Here is a 19,637-nt window from a genome sequence, read left to right as displayed (position 1 = left end):
AAATTACTTATAGGAGAATAAATATGCTTCATCCCTTGCAGGCATTATCCTGTCCGGTTTGATGGTCGAAGTCGAACTTCCTCTCAGCACATAGCTCCCATAGATCATTAATTTACAATTATCATTATAGTAGAAAAAAGAAATTAAGTAAAATAAAGCTTAAATTTTTGCAAAAAAATAGAGCCATAATAATATGACTCTATACTAATTATTTATTTAAATAATTTTCTAAATTTTTAATAGCCAGCTTAATATTTTCAGCTTTAAATCCCTTGTTTTCATTTCCAATAAGAATTTTTATATCATTTTCATCCATTTTACAAATATCTGATAATTGTTCATAACTTAAATTAGAATTTTTTGCTAGCTTTTTAAACTTATCTATACTTTTATAAAAAGATTTTTCAAAAAATGCCTTAGACATATTAGATAAAAATAAGCCAAGAAGTCCAGCATAAATATTTATCATTTTATATAGAGCAAAGCAAATTATAATATCACAAATTCCAAAAAGAAAATATTTATAATATAATTTATTCATCCAAAACCTCTTGGGCAAGTTTATAATTTTCTTCAAGATCCTTGCATGATTTATCAAACATTTCTTGTTCCTTTTTAGAAATGTCCATCTCAAGAATTTTTTCACATCCATTTGCCCCAATTACTGCTGGAACTCCTGTGTATAAACCCTTGTTGTTATATTCTCCATCAAGATATGCTGATGTCATTATAATTTTCTTTTCATCCAATAAAATTGCTCTTGTAAAATCAAGCAAGCAATTTGCAATTCCAAAATGAGTTGCACCTTTTCCTTTTATAATTTGAAAAGCCTTGTCCCTAATTTTTTCAGAAACTTCTTCTTTAAACTTATCCTCATTGTCAATATTATCTAAAAATTTATCAATAGAAATCCCCTTAATTCTTGCATTTGACCACAAAGCAACTGATGAATTGCCATGCTCACCTATTACATAAGCTTCAACATCTTTTGGATTACAAGTTACTTCTTTTGCCAAATATTGGATAAATCTTGCTGTATCAAGATTTGTTCCACTTCCTACAATTTTATTATAAGGAAGACCTGAAACTTTTTGAACAACTTTTGAAATAACATCAACTGGATTTGTTGCAAGCAAAATTATTCCATCATAACCATTTTCAATAACTTTTGGAATTGTATCAACAACCATCCTACTTGCAATTTTTATATCATTTAGTCTATTTGTAAGATTTTTTTGGCTATTTCCATAACACAAAACAACCAAATCAGCATCTTTACAGTCTTCGTAAGAACCTTCCTTAACCAAAGTTGGAGATTGTGTTTTACAACTTGCATCCATCAAATCATTAACATCTGCAATCGCCTTGTCCTTATCTATATCAATAATTGAAAGAGTACTTGCAAGTCCAGAATTAACCAAAGCAAATGCATAAGAAGATCCTACAAATCCACTACCAATCAAAACAACTTTTCTTCCTAACTTATTCATAAATACCTCCATGTACTTAACTTTACTTTTTGATTATACGATTTTATTTTTTAAATGAAATATTTTTTAAATTTCTAGCTTATTTTACTTAACATATTTGTTAATATTTTGGAAAATAAAAAATCCTAGCACAAGCTAAGATTTTTAGAATTTTATATTTTAAAATTTTTATATTCTCCCTCATCAGAATAAAGACTATTATTTTCCTTATCCCAAACAGGCTTTTTTCCTTCTTGTTTTTGTTTTTCATAATCATCTAAAACAGTTTTTACGGATTTAAACAAAAATATTAATGTTATTACATTTATAAATACCAAAATTCCTACAAAAACATCAATCAACCCCCAAACTCTATCAAGGGACATTTTTGTAGAAACTATAAACATAACAGCTGCAAAAATTCTATAAATCCAAAGTGGAATTTTAAAATTTTCTTTGAATATATGAATTACATTAGCTTCTCCATAAAATAAATCTGCAATTAATGTTGTAAATCCAAAAAATGCCATAGCAAAAGCAACAACCCATCTTCCAACTAGCCCGATTTGTGCAGAAAAAGCATCTTGAACAAGATTTATTCCGTCAGATCCATTTCCCAAAACACCAGTTAATAAAATCGCGAAAGCTGTAAGCGAACAAATTATACAAGTTGTTACAAAGGTTCCAAACATTCCCAAAAATCCTTGTTCTGCTGGATGGTCAACGTCAGCTGATGAATGCATAATTCCTGCAATTCCATTACCTGCATCGTTTGAAAATAATCCTCTTGCAACTCCATTTCTAAAAGCTTGCATTACACTATGACCAACAATTCCTCCAACAGCTGCTTGTGGACTAAAAGCTGATTTAAAAATTAATGCAATAACAGAAGGAAGTTTACTAATATTTGTAATTATAATTATAAAAACAATTATTACATAAAAAGCTGCCATAATTGGCACCAAAAATCCTGTAACTTTTGTAAGTCTTTTTACTCCACCAATAGTAATTATTCCTGCAAGAATTGTTACAATGACCCCTACTATAATTGGATTAAAATCAATAACATCCTTAAATCCATTTGCTATTGAATTTGTTTGCATAAAGGCTATACATAATCCTACACCAATTATATATAAAAATGCTGTTATAATTGATAAAACTCTTTTGCCCAAACCATTTCTAATATAATATGCTGGACCACCCCTATAAGTTCCATCAGATAATTTAACCCTATAAACTTGACCTAAAACTGTTTCGGCAAAAGTGATTACCATACCTAAAATTGAAGTAACCCACATCCAAAAAATCGCACCAGGACCACCAGCTACAAGAGCAGAAGCAACTCCTACCAAAGAACCTGTTCCCACTTGTCCACCAACAGCAGCAGCCAAAGCTCCAAAGCCTGAAACATTATCATCACTTTTTAAATTTTTCTTCAAAACATCTTTTATATCTTTAGCATATCTTATCTGAGGAAAACCTAATCTTATTGTATAATAAAGACCTACTCCTAATAAAACATAACCAATAATATTGCTCCACAAAAAATCTGCAATACCAATTATGTTATCTAATAAAAACATAAATCCTCTCTTTCTTAAATATCATTTTTATCCATATTTTTTATGTTAGTTTCTAATTATACTTGACTTAATCTTTAATGTAAAATAATTTATTTTTTAATTAATTTTTTCAAAAAATAAATTACAGTAAAAAAATCTCTTACAAAATAAAAAATCGCCCCTAATTAGAAGTAAATCTTAATTTTTAAATTTTTAAGATAAAATTCTAACTAAGGACGATTGTATTTATACCTTTACAAAAATCACAAAATCATTTTTTACTTTTATTTAAATACAACATAAAAATAAAAATTACAATTGCTCCAAAAGCTATTGAAATTAAAGCTGATTGTGTAAAGCCTGCTATTATAAAAGAAATTGTAGCTATTGATGCAACAGTTATTCCATAAGGCAGTTGAGTTCTTACATGATCGACGTGAACGCATCCTGCTCCTGCTGATGACATAATTGTTGTATCAGAAATTGGAGAAATATGATCTCCACAAACTGCTCCTGAAAGACAAGCTGAAATTCCTATAAAAAATATTGGATCAGTTGGATCAAACATTGATGCTACTATAGGAATCAAAATTCCAAAAGTTCCCCAACTTGTTCCAGTTGCAAACGCTAATAAAATTGCTACAACAAATATAACAGCTGGCAAAAATGTGCTAAGTCCACTTGCTGCATTTGTCATAAGATTTCCGACAAATTTTGTTGAGCCTAACAAATCATTTGAAATATTTTTTAAGCTTGTAGCCATTGTTAAAATCAAAATTGCAGGAACCATTGATTGAAAACCTTCTGGGATTGCATCCATAGATTTTTCAAAACTTATAACTTTTCTTATCAGAAAATAAATTATCGTAATAATTAAAGCTATAATTGCTCCCATTGGAAGAGCAACTGTCGAATCAGTATTTGCAAAAGCATTTACAAAATCCATATAAAATTCACTAGATTTATCAAAAAATCCACCAATATGAACTAAAGACAAAACAGAAATTATAATAAGACTTAAAATTGGAAAAACTAAATCAATAACTTTTCCTTCAGGATTACCATCTTCTGCACTAACTTCTGATTCTACTATATTTCCCAAGTCTCCATCATTAATTGCCCTATCTTCAAAATCTTTCATAGGACCATAATCTCTTCCAAAAAGAATAAGAGATATTACAAAAAACAAAGTTAAAATAGAATAAAAATTATAAGGAATCGCCTTTATAAATAATTCTATTCCCGAAAGACCTGTTCCTTGTGCATATCCAGAAACTGCAGCAGCCCATGATGAAATTGGTGCAATCATACAAATTGGAGCTGCTGTTGCATCTATAAGATAAGCAAGTTTTGCTCTAGAAATTCTGTGAGAATCAGTAATTGGTCTCATTACAGAACCTGATGTCAAACAATTAAAATAATCATCAATAAAAAGCATAATGCATAAAAAATATGTTGCAAGTTGTGATCCTTTTCTTGATTTTATCTTTTTGTCAGCCCATTGCCCAAATGCTTTTGATCCTCCAGAATGATTTATTAATACTACCAAAATTCCCAAAACTATCAAGAAAATAAAAATTCCTGAAGTTTGTGAAATAGAATTAGTTAGACCTTTTACAACAATATTATCTAAAAATTTTGCCAAAGATCTTTTTGATGCTAATATTGCTCCTATTACAATCCCCAAAAATAAAGAAGAATATACTTCTTTTGTCATAAGTGCCATTAAAATTGCCACAACTGGGGGTAATAACGCCCAAATACTAGCATAAGTTTCAATACCACTTTCTACAATAAATATCGAAACAATTATCGGTGCTAAAGAAATTACCAAAAGTAATGGTAATTTTCTTTTTTTGTTCATTTTAAAACTCCTCTCGAATTTAAATTGCAAAAAAAGTCATGACGCATGCCATGACTTAAATATTAAACTATATAAAATAATTATAAACCACGACAGCTCTCCATAAAAATATGGCAGTACGACAGATATTCTCCAATCGTCCCGGCAACTTTAAGTCTTGGGCAGACTCAAAATCCCTCGGTGGATTACCCTTTCAAATATTTTCGATTCCCAAAAAAATATTTTACTAATGTTTTCCGCACCTCTATCACGCTTGTTCAATTGCACTATGAATACTACCATTAATGAGTTGTTTTGTCAAATTGCAACAATCTTTAACAAGCTAACGGTTAAAATTTATTTATTTTTTTGTAATTAATTCCAATAATCAAGTTTTTCTTTCATACCAATATCTTTTGCTTTAAATATTGGATTTTTTCCACTTGCTTTTTGAATTTCATAATCTTTTAAACAATCAATAGCTTTTTTAGATAAAATTAGAATTGAAGGTAAATTTATTAAAGCCATTATTCCCATCAACAAATCAGAAATATCCCAAGCAAGTTTAACTTTGCTCATAGCTCCCAATAAAATTACAATTACTGCAAACAATCTAAATATTATCATAAAAATTTTTGATGGTGTTTTTTTATTTATATAAGCAAGGTTACTATCTACATAAAATAAATTTCCAATCAAAGTTGTAAAAGTAAATAAAGCTAAGGAAAAAGAAATAAAATAATTTCCAAAGCTACCCAACAAAGTTGAAAGACTTTCTTGAACATAAGGAGCTCCACTTAAAGCCTCGCTTGGTTCAATTCCAGAAGAAAGACACATAAAAGCTGTAGCTGAGCAAATCAAAAGTGTATCAATAAAAACTGAAAGCATTTGAACAAGACCTTGTTTTGCTGGATGAGAAATATTTGCACTTGCAGCAGCGTTTGGTGCTGAACCAATACCAGCTTCGTTTGAATAAAGCCCTCTTTTTATTCCATACATCATTGAAGAAGATGCAAGGCCTGCAAAAATCGCTCTAAAATTAAAAGCATCCTTAAAAATATTTGAAAAAACAGTTGGAATATAAGAAATATTTACAACTATCATAATAATAGCCACCAAAATATAAATAATTCCCATAAAAGGAACTAAAGTTGATGTAAATTTAATTATTCTATCCCCGCCACCAAAAATACAAATTCCAGTAATGATTGCAAGAATTAATCCAATAATAAATGGAGTTTTGTTTGGATCATAAAAATCATAAGCAATAAAAGAAGTTTGAAGATTAAAAGATGCAAGCATATTAAAACCAATTGCATAAGTCAAAATCAAACTACTAGCAAAAATAATTCCAAGTGTTCTAGATTTTAAACCTTGTTCAATATAATAAGCAGGTCCACCGTAAGATTTATTATTTTCATCTCTTTTTTTATAAATTTGTGCAAGAGTAGATTCAATAAAAGCACTTGCTCCACCAATTATCGCAACAATCCACATCCAAAAAACTGCACCATAACCTCCTAGGCAAATTGCTGTAGAAATTCCTACAATATTTCCAGAACCAACTCTAGATGCAGTAGAAACCATCAAAGCTTGAAATGAAGAAACAGCACCTTCCTCTTCTGGTTTTTCCATTACAACATTAATTGATTCTTTCAATAACCTAACTTGTAAAAATTTAGTCCTAAATGTAAAATAAAGACCTATCAAAAGCAACAAAATTATTAATATCGGATAATAAAGAATTTCATTTATAGGTCCTATAAAATTACTAATTTTTGTTAACATATTCCCTCCTTTAGTTTAGTACAATAATACGAAAATGTATTAAAGTCATAATAAGATAGTAAAATTATATCACAAATTAATTTTCAAGTAAATTTTCTTTATCCATTTATAAAAATATAAAAATAATCGAGTCTCCCCGATTATTTTCTAATATCTTTCTTTAATTTTTTCATTCTCTTTAAATGTGTACAAGAATTTAAAAACTACTGTTGTTATAACTAAAACAAATAGGCTTGGCAATAGCCATGAAAGTCCTTCTTTATATAATGGTAAAGATTCAACTAAATTTGTGACAAACCACAATTTTATTCCAAATGAATTATTTAATACTTCTACTAATGGTATTAAAACTGATAAACTTGCTGTAAATAGGTAAGATTCTTTTGAATAATTTATAAAATCATGGCTTATTCCCATTAGTATTAAGACTAAGGCTACTGGATATATTATTGTTAATAGTGGAACTGAAAATTCTAATAATTTATTTAATCCAAAATTTGCCATCAAAAATGAAAATAAAGTCCAAACTAAAACCCATTTTCTATATGATAATTTTTGGTTAAATAATGATTCAAAATATTCTCCACCACTTGTTATAAGTCCTATACAAGTTGTAAGACATGCAAGGGTAAATATTGCTGCAAGTAAAATTATTCCAAAATTTCCAAAAACATTTTTTACTGCATATGTTAATATTACAGCGCCATTTTCTGCTCCAACAAGTTTTGATGAGCCTATCATTCCTACACTTGCAAGCATTGCATATACTAAAAATAAAACACTTCCTGCTACAAGTCCTGCTTTTATTGTATAATTTGTAACTTCATTTTTATCTTTTACTCCAAATCTTTTTATGGATTGAGCTATTACAAAACCAAAATTTAATGCAGCGACAGCATCCATAGTGTTATATCCTTCCAAAAATCCCTTTACTAATGGAGCATTTTTATATTCTCCAACAGGAGCTGCTATATTTTTATCCATTGTTATCACTTTTAAAAACATAAAAACTATCATTATTAAAAGTGCAGGTGTTAAATATTTTCCAACTCTCTTGACAAGTTTATTTGGTTTTAAGCATACAAATAAGGCAACACTAAAAAATACTAAAGTATATAAAAATCTTGCAAGATTTATATTAAATCCTTGAGGTATATACGGAGCTATTGCCATTTCAAATGGAACAGATCCCGCTCTTGGTATTCCAAGTCCAGGTCCTATTGATAAATATATTGCCGTAGTAAAAACTACAGAAAATAAAGGAGAAACTCTGTTGGATAAATTTGTTAATCCTTCAGTTTTTCCTACTACTATAGCTCCCATTACAGGAAATATTACAGCAGTAACGCAAAATGCTAACAAAGAAATAAATGTAAAAGATCCTGCTTGATTTCCTAAAAGTGGAGGGAAAATTAAATTTCCAGCTCCAAAAAATAAACCGAATAGCATTACACTAACTTGTAAAAATTGACTTGTTGATAATTTTTTCATTATATCCTCCAAAAAATTTATTACAATATTTATTCATTAAAAAAGTCCCTTGTCTAAAAATTAGACAAAGGACGAAAATTCCGCGTTACCACCTTTATTCTTATATAAAAATAAGCTCTTCAAGCATCAAACAATGCCGGGTTTTGATAACGCCAACCATGGCGACATATCTTACTATAATTCAGATATGCAAAAGAAAAATGATTTTCGAACTTATTTCAAAGGATGGATCTCACCAAACTCCAACTCTCTGTGCTTTTTAATAAGCCTACTCTTTTTTTCATAAATTTTTATAAATAAATTATTGTTGTAGTTATTATAAGATCTGTTTTTAATATTGTCAAATATTTTTTTATAAATTATCATTTTTTAGGATAAAAATTATTTAATTGCTCCCTCAAACAATACTTTTCACATAAATTTGGCAAGGATTATCTCGTGACCAAATTTCTTCAATTACTTCAAATTTTCTAAATCCCAAAGCTTGATAAAATTTATTTGTTTTATCATATCCATCGTCTATTCCTTCTTTTAAAGTTTTTACTTGGACAAATTCATAATTATACTTTTTTAAAATTTCAATGGATTTTTCAAATAAATATCTTCCTATATGATTTCTGTGATATTTTTTCAAAACTCCCATTACAAATATTTCAATAGTATAATCCGAAGTTTCTTTATAAACGATAAAACCAAAATTTTTTCCATTTTCACTTGCTTTGAAAAAAATATATTCTTTAGATTTTTCTATATAATTTTTTACAGCATCATCATCTTCAAACCATGAATTTAAATCATTTAATATGTAGGATGAAATATTTTCTTTTTCTAATTTATTTTCAACTAAACTAACTTTCATAAGTTCCTCCTAATCAATTATATATTATTTTAAATTTATTTAACATGGAAAATCTGTTAAAATTAATAAGAAAGGATGTCTTATGTATATAATTAGAAATATTAAAATTCCATACGATTTGGATAATGATAAAAATTTAAAAAAGGCTATTGAAGAAAAAATTAATAGAAAAATTGATTCTTTTAAAATTTATAAAAAATCAATCGATGCAAGGCGTGGTATTTTTTATGTTTATCAAGTTTTGATTGATTGTGAAATTGATAAAAAAACTAGGAAAAAATTAAAAAATGATATTGGGGAATTTGTTGAAGAGGATTTAGTTTTAGGAAATAAAAATAAAATAAATTCTGCTATTATTGTTGGATCTGGTCCCAGTGGACTTTTTTGTGCCTATGCTCTTTGTAAAAATGGTGTTAAAGTTACTATAATTGAAAGAGGAGAAAAAATTGAAGATAGGGTAAAAACTATCGACAATTTTATTAAAAATTTAAAATTAAATCCCGAATCAAATATTCAATTTGGCGAAGGTGGTGCTGGTACTTTTTCTGATGGAAAACTAACTTCTAGGTCAAAAGATAAAAGATCTAGGGAAATTTTTAGAATTTTAGTTGAAAACGGCGCACCTGAAGATATTTTATATACCCAAATGCCCCATGTTGGAACAGATCTTTTAAGAAAAGTCATTATAAATATTAGGAAAAAAATAATTGAAATGGGCGGAGATTTTCATTTTAATGAAATTTTTACGGATTTAAATATTGAAAATGGTAAAATAAAATCTCTTATTACAAATAAAAATGAATACCAAGCTGACGAATATGTTCTTGCCTTGGGCAATTCTTCTCGCGATACTTTTATTATGCTGGATAAATATATTGACATTAGTCAAAAGAATTTTGCAGTTGGATTTAGGATTGAACACTTGCAAAAAGATATTAATTTTAGCCAATATAAAATTATTGATGATAGACTTCCACAGGCTTCCTACGCCCTTAAATATTTTGATAAAAAGAAAAATATTTCTGTATATACTTTTTGTATGTGCCCAGGCGGCTATGTCGTTCCTGCATCAAGTGAAGAAAATCGTCTTTGTGTAAATGGAATGAGCTATCATGACAGGGGAAATTATAATTCAAATTCTGCTGTTGTTTGTGCTATTGGACCAGAAATTTTGGGAAATAATAATCTTAGTGGTATTAAATTTCAAAGAGAAATAGAAGAAAAAGCTTATATGCTTGGTGGAGGAAATTTTACTGCTCCTGTGCAAAAAGTTTGTGATTACATTAATGGAGTAGTTTCAAAAGATTTGGGAAAAATTAAGCCAACATACAAACCATCTTATAAATTTGCTGATTTAAATAAAATTTATCCTGAAAAAATAAATGAGGCTATAAAACTTGCCTTAATTGATTTTTCAAAAAAAATGAAAGCTTTCTCCGATGAAGATGCAATATTAACAGGAGTTGAAACAAGAACTTCTTGTCCTATTAGAATTGAAAGAAATAAAAATTATTCAACTTTAAAATTTAAAAATCTAAGACCAATCGGTGAAGGAGCAGGTTATGCTGGAGGAATAATTTCATCAGCTCTTGATGGTTTAAAATGTGCAATTGAAATATTAGAAAATTAAGATGGTTTTTACCATCTTTTTTTGACTTCATTAAATTAAATTGTTAATATTAAATTAGTTTAAAGAAAGGAGAAGAAAAATGAACAATAATATTAAAAATAAAGAGGTAATTTGTAACTTGTAAGTGAGGAAAAGCTCCTTGACTTACTACAACAAGGAGGATGCCGTTTAGGCTTTTTATGAAAGAATTAAAATATATTTTTAAATCAATGGCTAAGTATGAGCCAAGCATGTATTTATTAATCATACTTTACTCCATATTTATCGGCTTAAAACCATTTATATGGATTATTTCGCCTGCCTACATATTGAAAAATTATCAAAATGGACTTGATTTTATGTTAGGCTTTTTTATTTTATTATTAGTCCTATCAACGATTATAAGTTTTTTTGAATCTTTTATCATGGGTAATTACCGTATGAAAATGAATAATATCAGATATAAATATATGAATATGGTAACAAAATATGCCCTCTACCTTCCCTATGAAGAAAAAATGAAAAAATCTGAATCTGAAAAAATAAATAGTGCAAATAAGGCTGTCGACAGTCCCTATCTAGGAGCAGGTGCTGTAATGATGACTTTGCCAGAATTTTTAGCATCCCTAACTTCTATTGCAGGATTTTTGTGGATTTTTTTAAAAATTGGCGGAATCATTTTATTTTTGATAATTATTTTGACAATAATTTCAACTTATATTGCAAATAAAATTCCTAGAGAATTTTCTAAATTTTGGAATGACCAAAATGAAAACTACAATAAATTTACAAAATTAAACAATGAGCTAAGATCTCCCTTATCAAAACAAGATATACTTATTTTTGATTTTATAAATGTCTTTAAAAGTTTTTACAAAAAAACCAACCAAGATAGGATAGCCTATCTAGTTAGAACAGATAAAAAAACCTTTAAAATTTATAGCCTTGTAAGACTTATAAATTTTATTAGAGATGCTCTTATTATGTATTGGCTTATTACAAATTTGATGAGTGAAAAGCTTGACCTTGGCGATTTTTATGTTTATTTTACAGCAATTTTAGCCTTTGTAAATTTTAACAATTTGTTTATGTGGATTTTTAATGATTTTTTTGATAATCTTACAAGATTTAAACCGTTTTTTAAAATTATAAATCCTTATCAAAAATCTTTTGAAAATAAAAATTTACCAAAAATTTTAAAAATTGACCTAGTAAATTTATCATTTAAATATCCAAACTCTGATAAATATGTCCTAAAAAATATAAATTTAACCATAAACAATAATGAATCAATAGCCTTAGTCGGAGAAAATGGAGCAGGTAAATCTACTCTTGCTCTTATTCTTGCAGGTTTTTATAAATCTTATGATGGGGAAATTTTTATTAATGGTAAAAATTTCAAAAAACTAGATTATGATTATAATAGCTTGGTTTCAGCTGTCTTCCAAGATTCTCAAATTCTTCCATTTTCTATTAAAGAAAATATTTTGTTAAATGATTCTAATAAAAATCTAGAAAAAACTTATGAGCTTACTCATTTGAATAAAATTATAGAATCTTATGACAAAAAAGATAATCAAACTTTGCTTAGAATTTTAGATGATGATGGAGTTGATCTTTCTGGTGGACAAAAGCAAAAATTATATTTGGCAAGAAGTATTGAAAAAAGTTCTTCAGAACTTTTAATTTTAGACGAACCCACCGCCCAACTTGATGCTCTTGCAGAAAGAGAATTATATACCTTATATAATGATTTAACCAAGAACAAATCTTCAATTTTCATATCTCACCGTCTAGCATCAACAAAATTTTGCAACAGGATAGTTTATCTAAAAGATGGAGAAATAAAATCTACAGGAAGTCATGAAGAACTTATGAAAAACGATTCTGATTACAAAGATTTATACAATCTTCAAGCAAAAAATTATAAGGAGAAAGTATGAAAAATATTTTAAAATTATTAAAAAAAATAAATGAAATACACAAAAATTTTATCAAAAAATTTGTAATATTTTCCCTTATTATGGGAATACTTCCTATATTTTCCATTATTGCACCAAAATTAATAATTGATGAAATATATGGACAAAAAAGATTAAAAATAATTTTTATAATTGCTTTTCTAGTTTTAATTTTTGATTTAATAAGAGGATTAGTTAATAGGTTAAATGCTAATTTAATTACTGAAACTTTTGAGTCATTTATTGATATTTATACTTTTAAGTTAAGTGAAAAGGCAATTAAGCTTCCAATAGAAAAATCTGATAGCAAAAAAATTCAAGATGAAATGGAAAAATCTCATTTTGCAATTTTCGAAATTTATAAGGTAGTTGACACCTTTACACTATCTTTGAACCTTGCTATAACCGGAATCTTTTCTTTAATAATTCTAATGAAATTATCAGTTTTGGTTGTACTTGTGGTACTTATTTTAATACTTTTAAATAAAAAAATTGTAAAATTAATAAAGAAAAATGAATTAGACTATCAAAAAAATGATATACCAAAACTAAGGGCTTACAGATTTTTTATAAATTTTTCTCAAGACCATAGATATTTTAAAGATATAAAAATTTATAATGGAGAAAATTTTATTTTAAAAAAATCTGAAATTTTTCACCAAAAATTGGTCAAAAATTCCAGCGCATATTATACAAAAAATGGGATTTATGTTGGGCTTATGAATGTATTTTCTAATTTTTCTATACTTGGATCTTTGTTTTTTCTTGTAGTTAAGCTTATAGAAAAAGCCATAAGCCTTGCTGATTTTACTTTATATTTTAACTCATTAATAAGTTTAATAAATGCAAGTAAGGAAATACAAAAAAATTATGCCCAAGTAATTGCCTTTAATGAGCAACTTCAAAGCTTATTTGATTTTTTAAATCAAAAAGAAGAAAATTTTGATGAAGGAAAAATCAAAAAAATAAACACAGAAAAAATCACTATTAAATTTGATAATGTAAGCTTTAAATATCCAAAATCAAAGGAAAAGATTTTGGAAAATTGCTCTTTTGAAATTAAAAATGGAGAAACCGTAGCTCTTGTGGGGAAAAATGGTGCTGGAAAATCTACAATTGTAAAACTTTTGTGCAAATTTTATAAGCCCACAAAAGGAAATATTTATTTGAATGGGATTAATATAAATGATATTGATACAAAAACATATTACAAAATCCTCTCCCCAACTTTTCAAGATTTTAGATTATTTCCTTTTAGAATTTCTGAAAATATTTCAGCAAATTTATTAGATGAGATTACAAATTATCAAAGAGAAAAAATGGATGAATCTTTTTATCTTTTAAATTTGAAATCTTGGATAGATGGTCTTGTAAATAAAGAAGATACATTCTTAACTTTCCTTTTTTCAAAAAATTCTGTCGAACCTTCTGGTGGAATTGGACAAAAACTTGCTCTATCAAGATCAATTGTTCATGAAGGGAAATTTTTTATAATGGATGAGCCAACAAGTGCTCTTGATCCAAGAAGTGAACAAGAAATTTTTGAGAAAATGCTAGATATTTCAAAAGGACAAACTTCGCTTTTTATTTCTCACAGGCTTTCATCAACAAAGTATGCTGATAGGATTATTGTTTGTGATAATAAAAAAATTACAGAAAATGGAAATCATGAAACATTAATGAAAGATGATGGACTTTATAAAAAAATGTATTTAAGCCAAGCAAAACTTTATGATTAATATAATTTATTACAATAAAAGACTATTATAGTATTGTAATTTTGTCGAATTAATGTAGAATATTATTAAAATAAATGAAAGAGGTATGAAAAATGAAAAAGAAAAGCTTTTTCAATTCATTAGTTTTTAAGCTAGTGATGGGAATTATTGTAGGAATTATTATTGGACAAATTTCAAATGAATCTGCAATTTTGGTAGTTAGTTCGATAAAAACAATTCTTGGAGATTTGATAGGATATATTGTTCCTTTGATTATCCTAGGTTTTGTTACACCTGCTATTGTTTCATTAAAAGAAAATGCAGGAAAAATTCTAACTGTAACTTTATTGATTTGCTACCTTTCATCAATTGGTGCAGGAACTTTTAGTTTTTTGGCTGGAAAAGCTATTATTCCTCATTTAAATATTGCATCCAATGTGGCAGGAGCAAAAGAAATTCCAGAATCTATTTTTAAATTATCAATAGATCCAATAATGCCAGTTATGACAGCTCTTGTAACATCAATTATTTTTGGTATAGCAGTTATCCTTACCAAATCAAAAACATGGGAAAATTTATTATTAGAACTTAATAATATTGTTTTAAAAATCGTAGACGTTGTCGTAATTAATATGCTACCTTTTTATATTGCTTCAACTTTTGCAGTTTTAGCTTATGAAGGAGTAGTGTTACAAGAATTGCCTGTATTTTTGAAAATAATTTTAATAGTAATAGTTGGACATTTTATTTGGATGACACTTTTATATTCTTTGGGAGGACTTTTCTCAAAAACAAATCCAAAAGAAGTTTTTGGTCATTATTTACCAGCTTACCTTACAGCCTTAGGAACAATGTCATCAGCAGCAACCCTTTCAGTTGCCTTAAAATGTGCTAGAAAATCAAAAACATTAGATCCAAAAATAAGAGATTTTGTAATTCCACTTTGTGCTAACACACATCTTTGCGGTTCAGTTTTAACAGAAGTATTTTTTGTTATGACAGTTTCACAAATTTTAACAGGACAAGTTCCATCAAATGCAAATATGATTGTATTTATTGCATTACTTGGAATTTTTGCAATAGCAGCTCCAGGAGTTCCTGGAGGAACAGTAGTTGCAAGTTTAGGATTAATTATTTCTGTTTTAGGATTTAATGATACAGGAACAGCTCTTATGCTTTCAATATTTGCCCTCCAAGATTCATTCGGAACAGCTTGTAACGTAACAGGCGATGGAGCAATAGCTCTTATGGTTACAGGAATTTTTGATAGAGTTCCAAAAGATCATAAAGAAATTGAAGAATAAAAAATAATGCTATACTTTTTGTATAGCATTATTTTTTTGAAAGAAAAGCTTATTTAAATGGAGGATTTAAAGTGAAATTTTTGGAGCTTTTCCTTCTTTTCTTAATTTATCTAATTGATTTGTTGCATAAATTTCTACTTCTTTTGGTGCGTGTGCTTTCTTTTTCATTTTTGTTTTTCCAAAAATATTTGTGTATGAACCATCTGCCCAAAATATATTTCTTTTAAAATACGCTGTTACTAGAGCATATATTGGATTTATTAAATTTACAAATGCAAATGGGAAATAATAAAGAGGATTTACTCCCAAAGTTTTCATTTGATAAGCTCCACAGGCTGTCCACGGAAACATAACTGCCCACAAAGTGCCTGCATCTTCTAAAGTTCTCGATAAAAAATTTCTTGAAAGACCCATATCATCATATTTATCTTCATAAAGTGGAGCTGGAACTCCAATGCCTAAAAATTGATCACACATAGTTGCATCGCAAAAAATTGAAGTTGCCATTGTTGTAAAAACAAGTCCACCAACTGAATTAATTTTTTCTTTTAAGTGAGCAAATAATTTTTCAACAACTCCAGATTTTTCTAAAGCTCCTCCAAAAGATACAGCTAATAAAATTAAATTTATAGTCCACATTTGATTATCCATTCCTCCCTTTGCCAAAGCTTGATCAACAAAAGCATTTCCTGTTTCAATATCTGGACCATAGTGTAAAATTGAAAAAATTTCAGCAAGAGATCTTGGCTGTTGAAAAATTAAAGAAAAAATAATTCCAACTACAACAGAAATCATTACACCAGCCAAGCCTTCAATTCTTAATACACAAACTAAAATTATAATTGCAATCGGAAGTAAGACCAAAGGATTTAAATTAAAATTATTTGCAAGAGAAGTTTTTATGCCTTCTGCAATTGTTGGATCATAATTAACAACATTTGCCCTAAGTCCCAAAATCGTATATAAAATTAAAGAAATTATAAAAACTGGACCAGTTGTAGAAATCATTGCAGTAACGTGATCAAACAAACCAGTTTTTGAAACACCAGCTGCAAGATTTGTAGTATCTGATAAAGGAGAAAATTTATCTCCAATATAAGCACCAGAAATTACCATACCAGCACTAATCGCTGGATTAATTCCCATTCCCTTTCCTATTGTCATAAATGCAATTCCAATTGTTGCTGTTGCAGTCCAAGAAGATCCACAAGCAAGACTTACAATCGCCGTTATGATACAACCAATTGGCAAAAATAATTTTGGATTTAATAAATCAAGCCCATAATAAATAAGAGCTGGAATTGTTCCACTTATCATAAAAGAAGAAACCAAAAGCCCAACAGTAAGCAAAATTAAAATTGCATCAAGAGTTGTGCTAATCCTATTAATCATTCCATTAATCATCTCTTTAAAAGAATGACCGCAAATCATTCCAACCAAACAAGCAACAATTATTCCACAAATTAAAGGCATGTGTGCCCCATCATAAATAGATTCAAATTTTCCATCAACTTTTTCTTTTGCAAAAGCAAATACATAAATCATCAAAGACACCATAGTTATAATCGGCAAAATCGCTTCAAAAAAACTAGGTAGCCTAATTGATTTTTCTTTTTCCATATTAATTCCTTTCATAGTAAATTATATTTTATTATAATGCCTTGATAAAATTATATGTTAAATTTTATCGTATATTTATTTTACAATATCAAGAGCTTATTGTCAATTTTGATTTTAATTATTTTATTTTGTTATCTAGATAAAGCAAAATAATTAAATCATACCCCATTAAAATAAATGGCTTAAAAATATTTTTATTTTAACAGCTAAGTTAAATTTTTAATATAAATAAGAATTAATTTTTTTCTCTTAAAAATTTCAGTAGGCTTTAAAAATTTTAAAAATTCTTAAAAGCTTTCAATTTATTTTATTTTTTGAATATTTACATAAAAAAAAGGCTATAGAAAAATTATTAATAATCATAATTTACCTACAGTCCCTTTTAATTTTCATTTGTAATTTTTATTTTACAATAGATTTTAAAGACTTAAAGAAAAAGTAAAATGCTACTGCCATCAATATATGAAATACTCCTGCTATTCCTGAAATTGACATATCCATTGCTTTTGTCAATTGGCTAGCGTTTACTTGTGTTAGACCTCTTACAAACATTGTAAGACTTGTTCCTACTAGAGCAAGGTTATAAACTTTATAAAATCTAGAAAAACTTTTTGTTTTTATTAAATCATCATTGCTATATACGTAAGCTCCTATTACCAAAAATACTAACATACCTAAAACTAAAACGTAAGGATGGACTTTTGAAAGACTTGTTAGTCCTTCAAATCCCTTAAGTTTAGTGTATTCTCTATAAAAAGCTCCTGCTGTTAAGCCATAAATCATATAAAACATTGCTGTGTTGATTATTTTTTTCATTTTTTCTCCTTTTATAAACTAAATTGTGAATTGTAAAGATCAGCGTAGAATCCATTTTTTTCCATTAATTGTTCATGATTTCCTTGTTCAATTATATTTCCTTCATCCATTACCAAAATCAAATCTGCATTTTTGATTGTTGATAATCTGTGGGCAATTATAAATGACGTTCTTCCTTGTGCTAATTTATCCATAGCTTCTTGAACTAATTCTTCACTTCTTGTATCTACGTTTGATGTTGCTTCATCTAAAATTAAAAATGGTTTATCATCAATCATAGCTCTTGCAATTGTAAGAAGTTGCCTTTGTCCTTGTGAAACTGAATCGTCATCATCAATTTTTGAATCTAGTCCTTTTGGTAAAGTTTTTATAAAATGATCTAAGCTTACAGATTTTATTACATGATTTAATCTTTTTTCTGAAATATCTTTTCTATTAAATAAAATATTTTCTCTAATTGTTCCTTTAAATAACCAAGTATCTTGCAAAACCATGGTAAATAAATCATGGATATTTTCTCTTTTTAAATCATTTATGGATTTTCCATCAATAATAATATCTCCCTTATTTATTTGGTAAAATTTCATTAAAAGATTTACCATAGTTGTTTTACCAGCTCCTGTTGGCCCAACTATTGCAACTTTTTGTCCTTTTTTAATATCAGCTGAAAAATTTGTAATAGTTGGTTTTTTATTTCCATCATAAGTAAATTCTACCTTTTTAAATTCAATATTTCCGAAGGCTTTTTGTGGATCTAAATATTCTTTTTTTTCTTTTTCATCTTCCATTTCTTTTTCATCAAGAAATTCAAAAACTCTCTCACTACTTGCTGCTGTTGATTGAATTGATGTCATAGCTTGTCCGATTTGTGAAAGTGGAGATGTAAATAATCTGACATAAGACATAAAAGCAACAATTACTCCAAAAGTAATTTTCCCTTTAATTGTCAAAACAGCTCCTACAATACAAATTGCAACATAGCCCAAATTTCCAATAAAAATCATTAAAGGCATCATTAATCCTGACAAAAATTGACTCATCTGACTTGCTTTATAAACATCATAATTAGCCTTATCAAATTTATCTAGAACATAATTTTTGGCATTGTATGATTTTACAATATTTAAACCCGAATAAACTTCTTCAATGTGTCCATTCAATTTTCCAAGTGATTTTTGTCGCATTGAAAAATATTTTTGACTTTTACCAATTATCAAAAACATAAATATAAAACCAAATGTGCTTGAAACAATAGCAGTTACTGCCATTTGCCAATTTGTGTAAAACATCATTATAATTGTTCCTAAAAATTGAACGATTGATGAGAAAAGACTTGCCAACGATTGGTTCATTGATTGGGCAATTGTATCAATATCATTTGTAACTCTTGATAAAATATCTCCAACAGAATTTTTATCAAAAAATGTCAATGGCAGTCTATTAATTTTTTCAGAAATTGAATTTCTTAGTTTTTTTGCAAATCTATTTGCAACTTCTGTCATTGAAATGGACTGGATAAATGTAAAAAATGAACTTATAAAATATAAAAGTGCAATTACAATTGCGATATTTTTATTTTTTCCAAATCCATTTT

Annotated in this window: 15 protein-coding genes, 1 riboswitch and 1 other annotated feature; of the genes, 4 read left to right on the top strand and 11 right to left on the bottom strand. The window is 27.7% G+C overall.

The window, feature by feature from the left end; translation table 11 throughout:
- Nucleotides 1-208 precede the first annotated feature (208 nt).
- From HGAG_RS00925 to HGAG_RS00895, 7 genes are all read right to left on the bottom strand, one after another.
- Entirely contained in the window at nucleotides 209-541 is a 333-nt protein-coding gene (locus HGAG_RS00925; protein WP_019117523.1) for a hypothetical protein, read from the bottom strand.
- Complete coding sequence (locus tag HGAG_RS00920; protein ID WP_019117522.1) at nucleotides 534-1,490, bottom strand: L-lactate dehydrogenase; 957 nt, start codon at nucleotides 1,488-1,490, stop codon at nucleotides 534-536. Before HGAG_RS00920 ends, HGAG_RS00925 begins: the two co-directional genes overlap by 8 nt.
- 152 nt (nucleotides 1,491-1,642) lie before the next feature.
- Nucleotides 1,643-3,055 carry an alanine/glycine:cation symporter family protein gene (locus tag HGAG_RS00915; protein ID WP_019117521.1) on the bottom strand — a complete coding sequence of 471 codons (1,413 nt, stop codon included), beginning with the start codon at nucleotides 3,053-3,055 and terminating at the stop codon, nucleotides 1,643-1,645.
- A gap of 250 nt (nucleotides 3,056-3,305) precedes the next feature.
- Nucleotides 3,306-4,898, bottom strand: coding sequence for a Na+/H+ antiporter NhaC family protein (locus HGAG_RS00910; RefSeq protein ID WP_019117520.1), 1,593 nt, complete (start codon nucleotides 4,896-4,898; stop codon nucleotides 3,306-3,308).
- Between the two features lie 85 nt (nucleotides 4,899-4,983).
- Nucleotides 4,984-5,153: riboswitch (Lysine riboswitch) on the bottom strand.
- A gap of 99 nt (nucleotides 5,154-5,252) precedes the next feature.
- Entirely contained in the window at nucleotides 5,253-6,665 is a 1,413-nt protein-coding gene (locus HGAG_RS00905; RefSeq protein ID WP_019117519.1) for an alanine/glycine:cation symporter family protein, read from the bottom strand.
- 147 nt (nucleotides 6,666-6,812) lie between these two features.
- Nucleotides 6,813-8,156 carry a branched-chain amino acid transport system II carrier protein gene (gene brnQ / locus HGAG_RS00900; RefSeq protein WP_019117518.1) on the bottom strand — a complete coding sequence of 448 codons (1,344 nt, stop codon included), beginning with the start codon at nucleotides 8,154-8,156 and terminating at the stop codon, nucleotides 6,813-6,815.
- Between the two features lie 64 nt (nucleotides 8,157-8,220).
- Nucleotides 8,221-8,444, bottom strand: a binding site (T-box leader).
- Between the two features lie 109 nt (nucleotides 8,445-8,553).
- A complete protein-coding gene (locus HGAG_RS00895; protein ID WP_019117517.1) occupies nucleotides 8,554-9,015 on the bottom strand; it encodes a GNAT family N-acetyltransferase in 462 nt (153 codons plus the stop codon).
- 82 nt (nucleotides 9,016-9,097) lie between these two features.
- Between HGAG_RS00895 and HGAG_RS00890 the strand changes: the two genes are divergently transcribed.
- On the top strand, nucleotides 9,098-10,645 hold the full coding sequence (locus HGAG_RS00890; RefSeq protein WP_019117516.1) for an NAD(P)/FAD-dependent oxidoreductase: 1,548 nt from the start codon (nucleotides 9,098-9,100) through the stop codon (nucleotides 10,643-10,645).
- A gap of 49 nt (nucleotides 10,646-10,694) precedes the next feature.
- Here the strand turns inward: HGAG_RS00890 and HGAG_RS11565 are convergent, their stop codons facing one another.
- A complete protein-coding gene (locus HGAG_RS11565) occupies nucleotides 10,695-10,892 on the bottom strand; it encodes a hypothetical protein (RefSeq protein WP_167537175.1) in 198 nt (65 codons plus the stop codon).
- Between HGAG_RS11565 and HGAG_RS00885 the strand changes: the two genes are divergently transcribed.
- The 3 genes from HGAG_RS00885 (at nucleotide 10,825) to HGAG_RS00875 (ending at nucleotide 15,607) form a co-directional block, all read left to right on the top strand.
- Nucleotides 10,825-12,567, top strand: coding sequence for an ATP-binding cassette domain-containing protein (locus tag HGAG_RS00885; protein ID WP_019117515.1), 1,743 nt, complete (start codon nucleotides 10,825-10,827; stop codon nucleotides 12,565-12,567). The genes HGAG_RS11565 and HGAG_RS00885 overlap by 68 nt on opposite strands.
- On the top strand, nucleotides 12,564-14,324 hold the full coding sequence (locus HGAG_RS00880; RefSeq protein ID WP_019117514.1) for an ABC transporter ATP-binding protein: 1,761 nt from the start codon (nucleotides 12,564-12,566) through the stop codon (nucleotides 14,322-14,324). The genes HGAG_RS00885 and HGAG_RS00880 overlap by 4 nt, the downstream gene beginning before the upstream one ends.
- Nucleotides 14,325-14,416: 92 nt before the next feature.
- Nucleotides 14,417-15,607, top strand: coding sequence for a dicarboxylate/amino acid:cation symporter (locus HGAG_RS00875; protein WP_019117513.1), 1,191 nt, complete (start codon nucleotides 14,417-14,419; stop codon nucleotides 15,605-15,607).
- Between the two features lie 66 nt (nucleotides 15,608-15,673).
- Here HGAG_RS00875 and nhaC read toward each other — a convergent pair whose 3' ends face one another.
- The 3 genes from nhaC to HGAG_RS10330 form a co-directional block, all read right to left on the bottom strand.
- A complete protein-coding gene (nhaC, locus tag HGAG_RS00870; protein ID WP_019117512.1) occupies nucleotides 15,674-17,227 on the bottom strand; it encodes a Na+/H+ antiporter NhaC in 1,554 nt (517 codons plus the stop codon).
- Nucleotides 17,228-17,629: 402 nt separating this feature from the next.
- The gene (locus HGAG_RS00865; protein ID WP_019117511.1) at nucleotides 17,630-18,043 is read right to left on the bottom strand and encodes a DUF2871 domain-containing protein; all 414 of its coding nucleotides are present in this window, start codon (nucleotides 18,041-18,043) and stop codon (nucleotides 17,630-17,632) included.
- An 11-nt stretch (nucleotides 18,044-18,054) separates the two neighbouring features.
- Nucleotides 18,055-19,560, bottom strand: coding sequence for an ABC transporter ATP-binding protein (locus HGAG_RS10330; RefSeq protein ID WP_341871707.1), 1,506 nt, complete (start codon nucleotides 19,558-19,560; stop codon nucleotides 18,055-18,057).
- Nucleotides 19,561-19,637: the final 77 nt, after the last annotated feature.

Origin of the sequence: Anaerococcus obesiensis ph10, assembly GCF_000311745.1 — a bacterium.
Lineage (GTDB): Bacteria > Bacillota > Clostridia > Tissierellales > Peptoniphilaceae > Anaerococcus > Anaerococcus vaginalis.
Note: the sequence above shows the minus strand (reverse complement) of the source record. Positions and strands in the feature narration are given on the sequence as shown.

Excerpts from the sequence above, each read along its gene's own strand:
- HGAG_RS00925 (WP_019117523.1), bottom strand. The coding sequence starts at position 541 with ATGAATAAATTATATTATAAATATTTTCTTTTTGGAATTTGTGATATT.
- HGAG_RS00920 (WP_019117522.1), bottom strand. The coding sequence starts at position 1,490 with ATGAATAAGTTAGGAAGAAAAGTTGTTTTGATTGGTAGTGGATTTGTA.
- HGAG_RS00915 (WP_019117521.1), bottom strand. The coding sequence starts at position 3,055 with ATGTTTTTATTAGATAACATAATTGGTATTGCAGATTTTTTGTGGAGC.
- HGAG_RS00910 (WP_019117520.1), bottom strand. The coding sequence starts at position 4,898 with ATGAACAAAAAAAGAAAATTACCATTACTTTTGGTAATTTCTTTAGCA.
- HGAG_RS00905 (WP_019117519.1), bottom strand. The coding sequence starts at position 6,665 with ATGTTAACAAAAATTAGTAATTTTATAGGACCTATAAATGAAATTCTT.
- brnQ (WP_019117518.1), bottom strand. The coding sequence starts at position 8,156 with ATGAAAAAATTATCAACAAGTCAATTTTTACAAGTTAGTGTAATGCTA.
- HGAG_RS00895 (WP_019117517.1), bottom strand. The coding sequence starts at position 9,015 with ATGAAAGTTAGTTTAGTTGAAAATAAATTAGAAAAAGAAAATATTTCA.
- HGAG_RS00890 (WP_019117516.1), top strand. The coding sequence starts at position 9,098 with ATGTATATAATTAGAAATATTAAAATTCCATACGATTTGGATAATGAT.
- HGAG_RS00885 (WP_019117515.1), top strand. The coding sequence starts at position 10,825 with ATGAAAGAATTAAAATATATTTTTAAATCAATGGCTAAGTATGAGCCA.
- HGAG_RS11565 (WP_167537175.1), bottom strand. The coding sequence starts at position 10,892 with ATGATTAATAAATACATGCTTGGCTCATACTTAGCCATTGATTTAAAA.
- HGAG_RS00880 (WP_019117514.1), top strand. The coding sequence starts at position 12,564 with ATGAAAAATATTTTAAAATTATTAAAAAAAATAAATGAAATACACAAA.
- HGAG_RS00875 (WP_019117513.1), top strand. The coding sequence starts at position 14,417 with ATGAAAAAGAAAAGCTTTTTCAATTCATTAGTTTTTAAGCTAGTGATG.
- nhaC (WP_019117512.1), bottom strand. The coding sequence starts at position 17,227 with ATGGAAAAAGAAAAATCAATTAGGCTACCTAGTTTTTTTGAAGCGATT.
- HGAG_RS00865 (WP_019117511.1), bottom strand. The coding sequence starts at position 18,043 with ATGAAAAAAATAATCAACACAGCAATGTTTTATATGATTTATGGCTTA.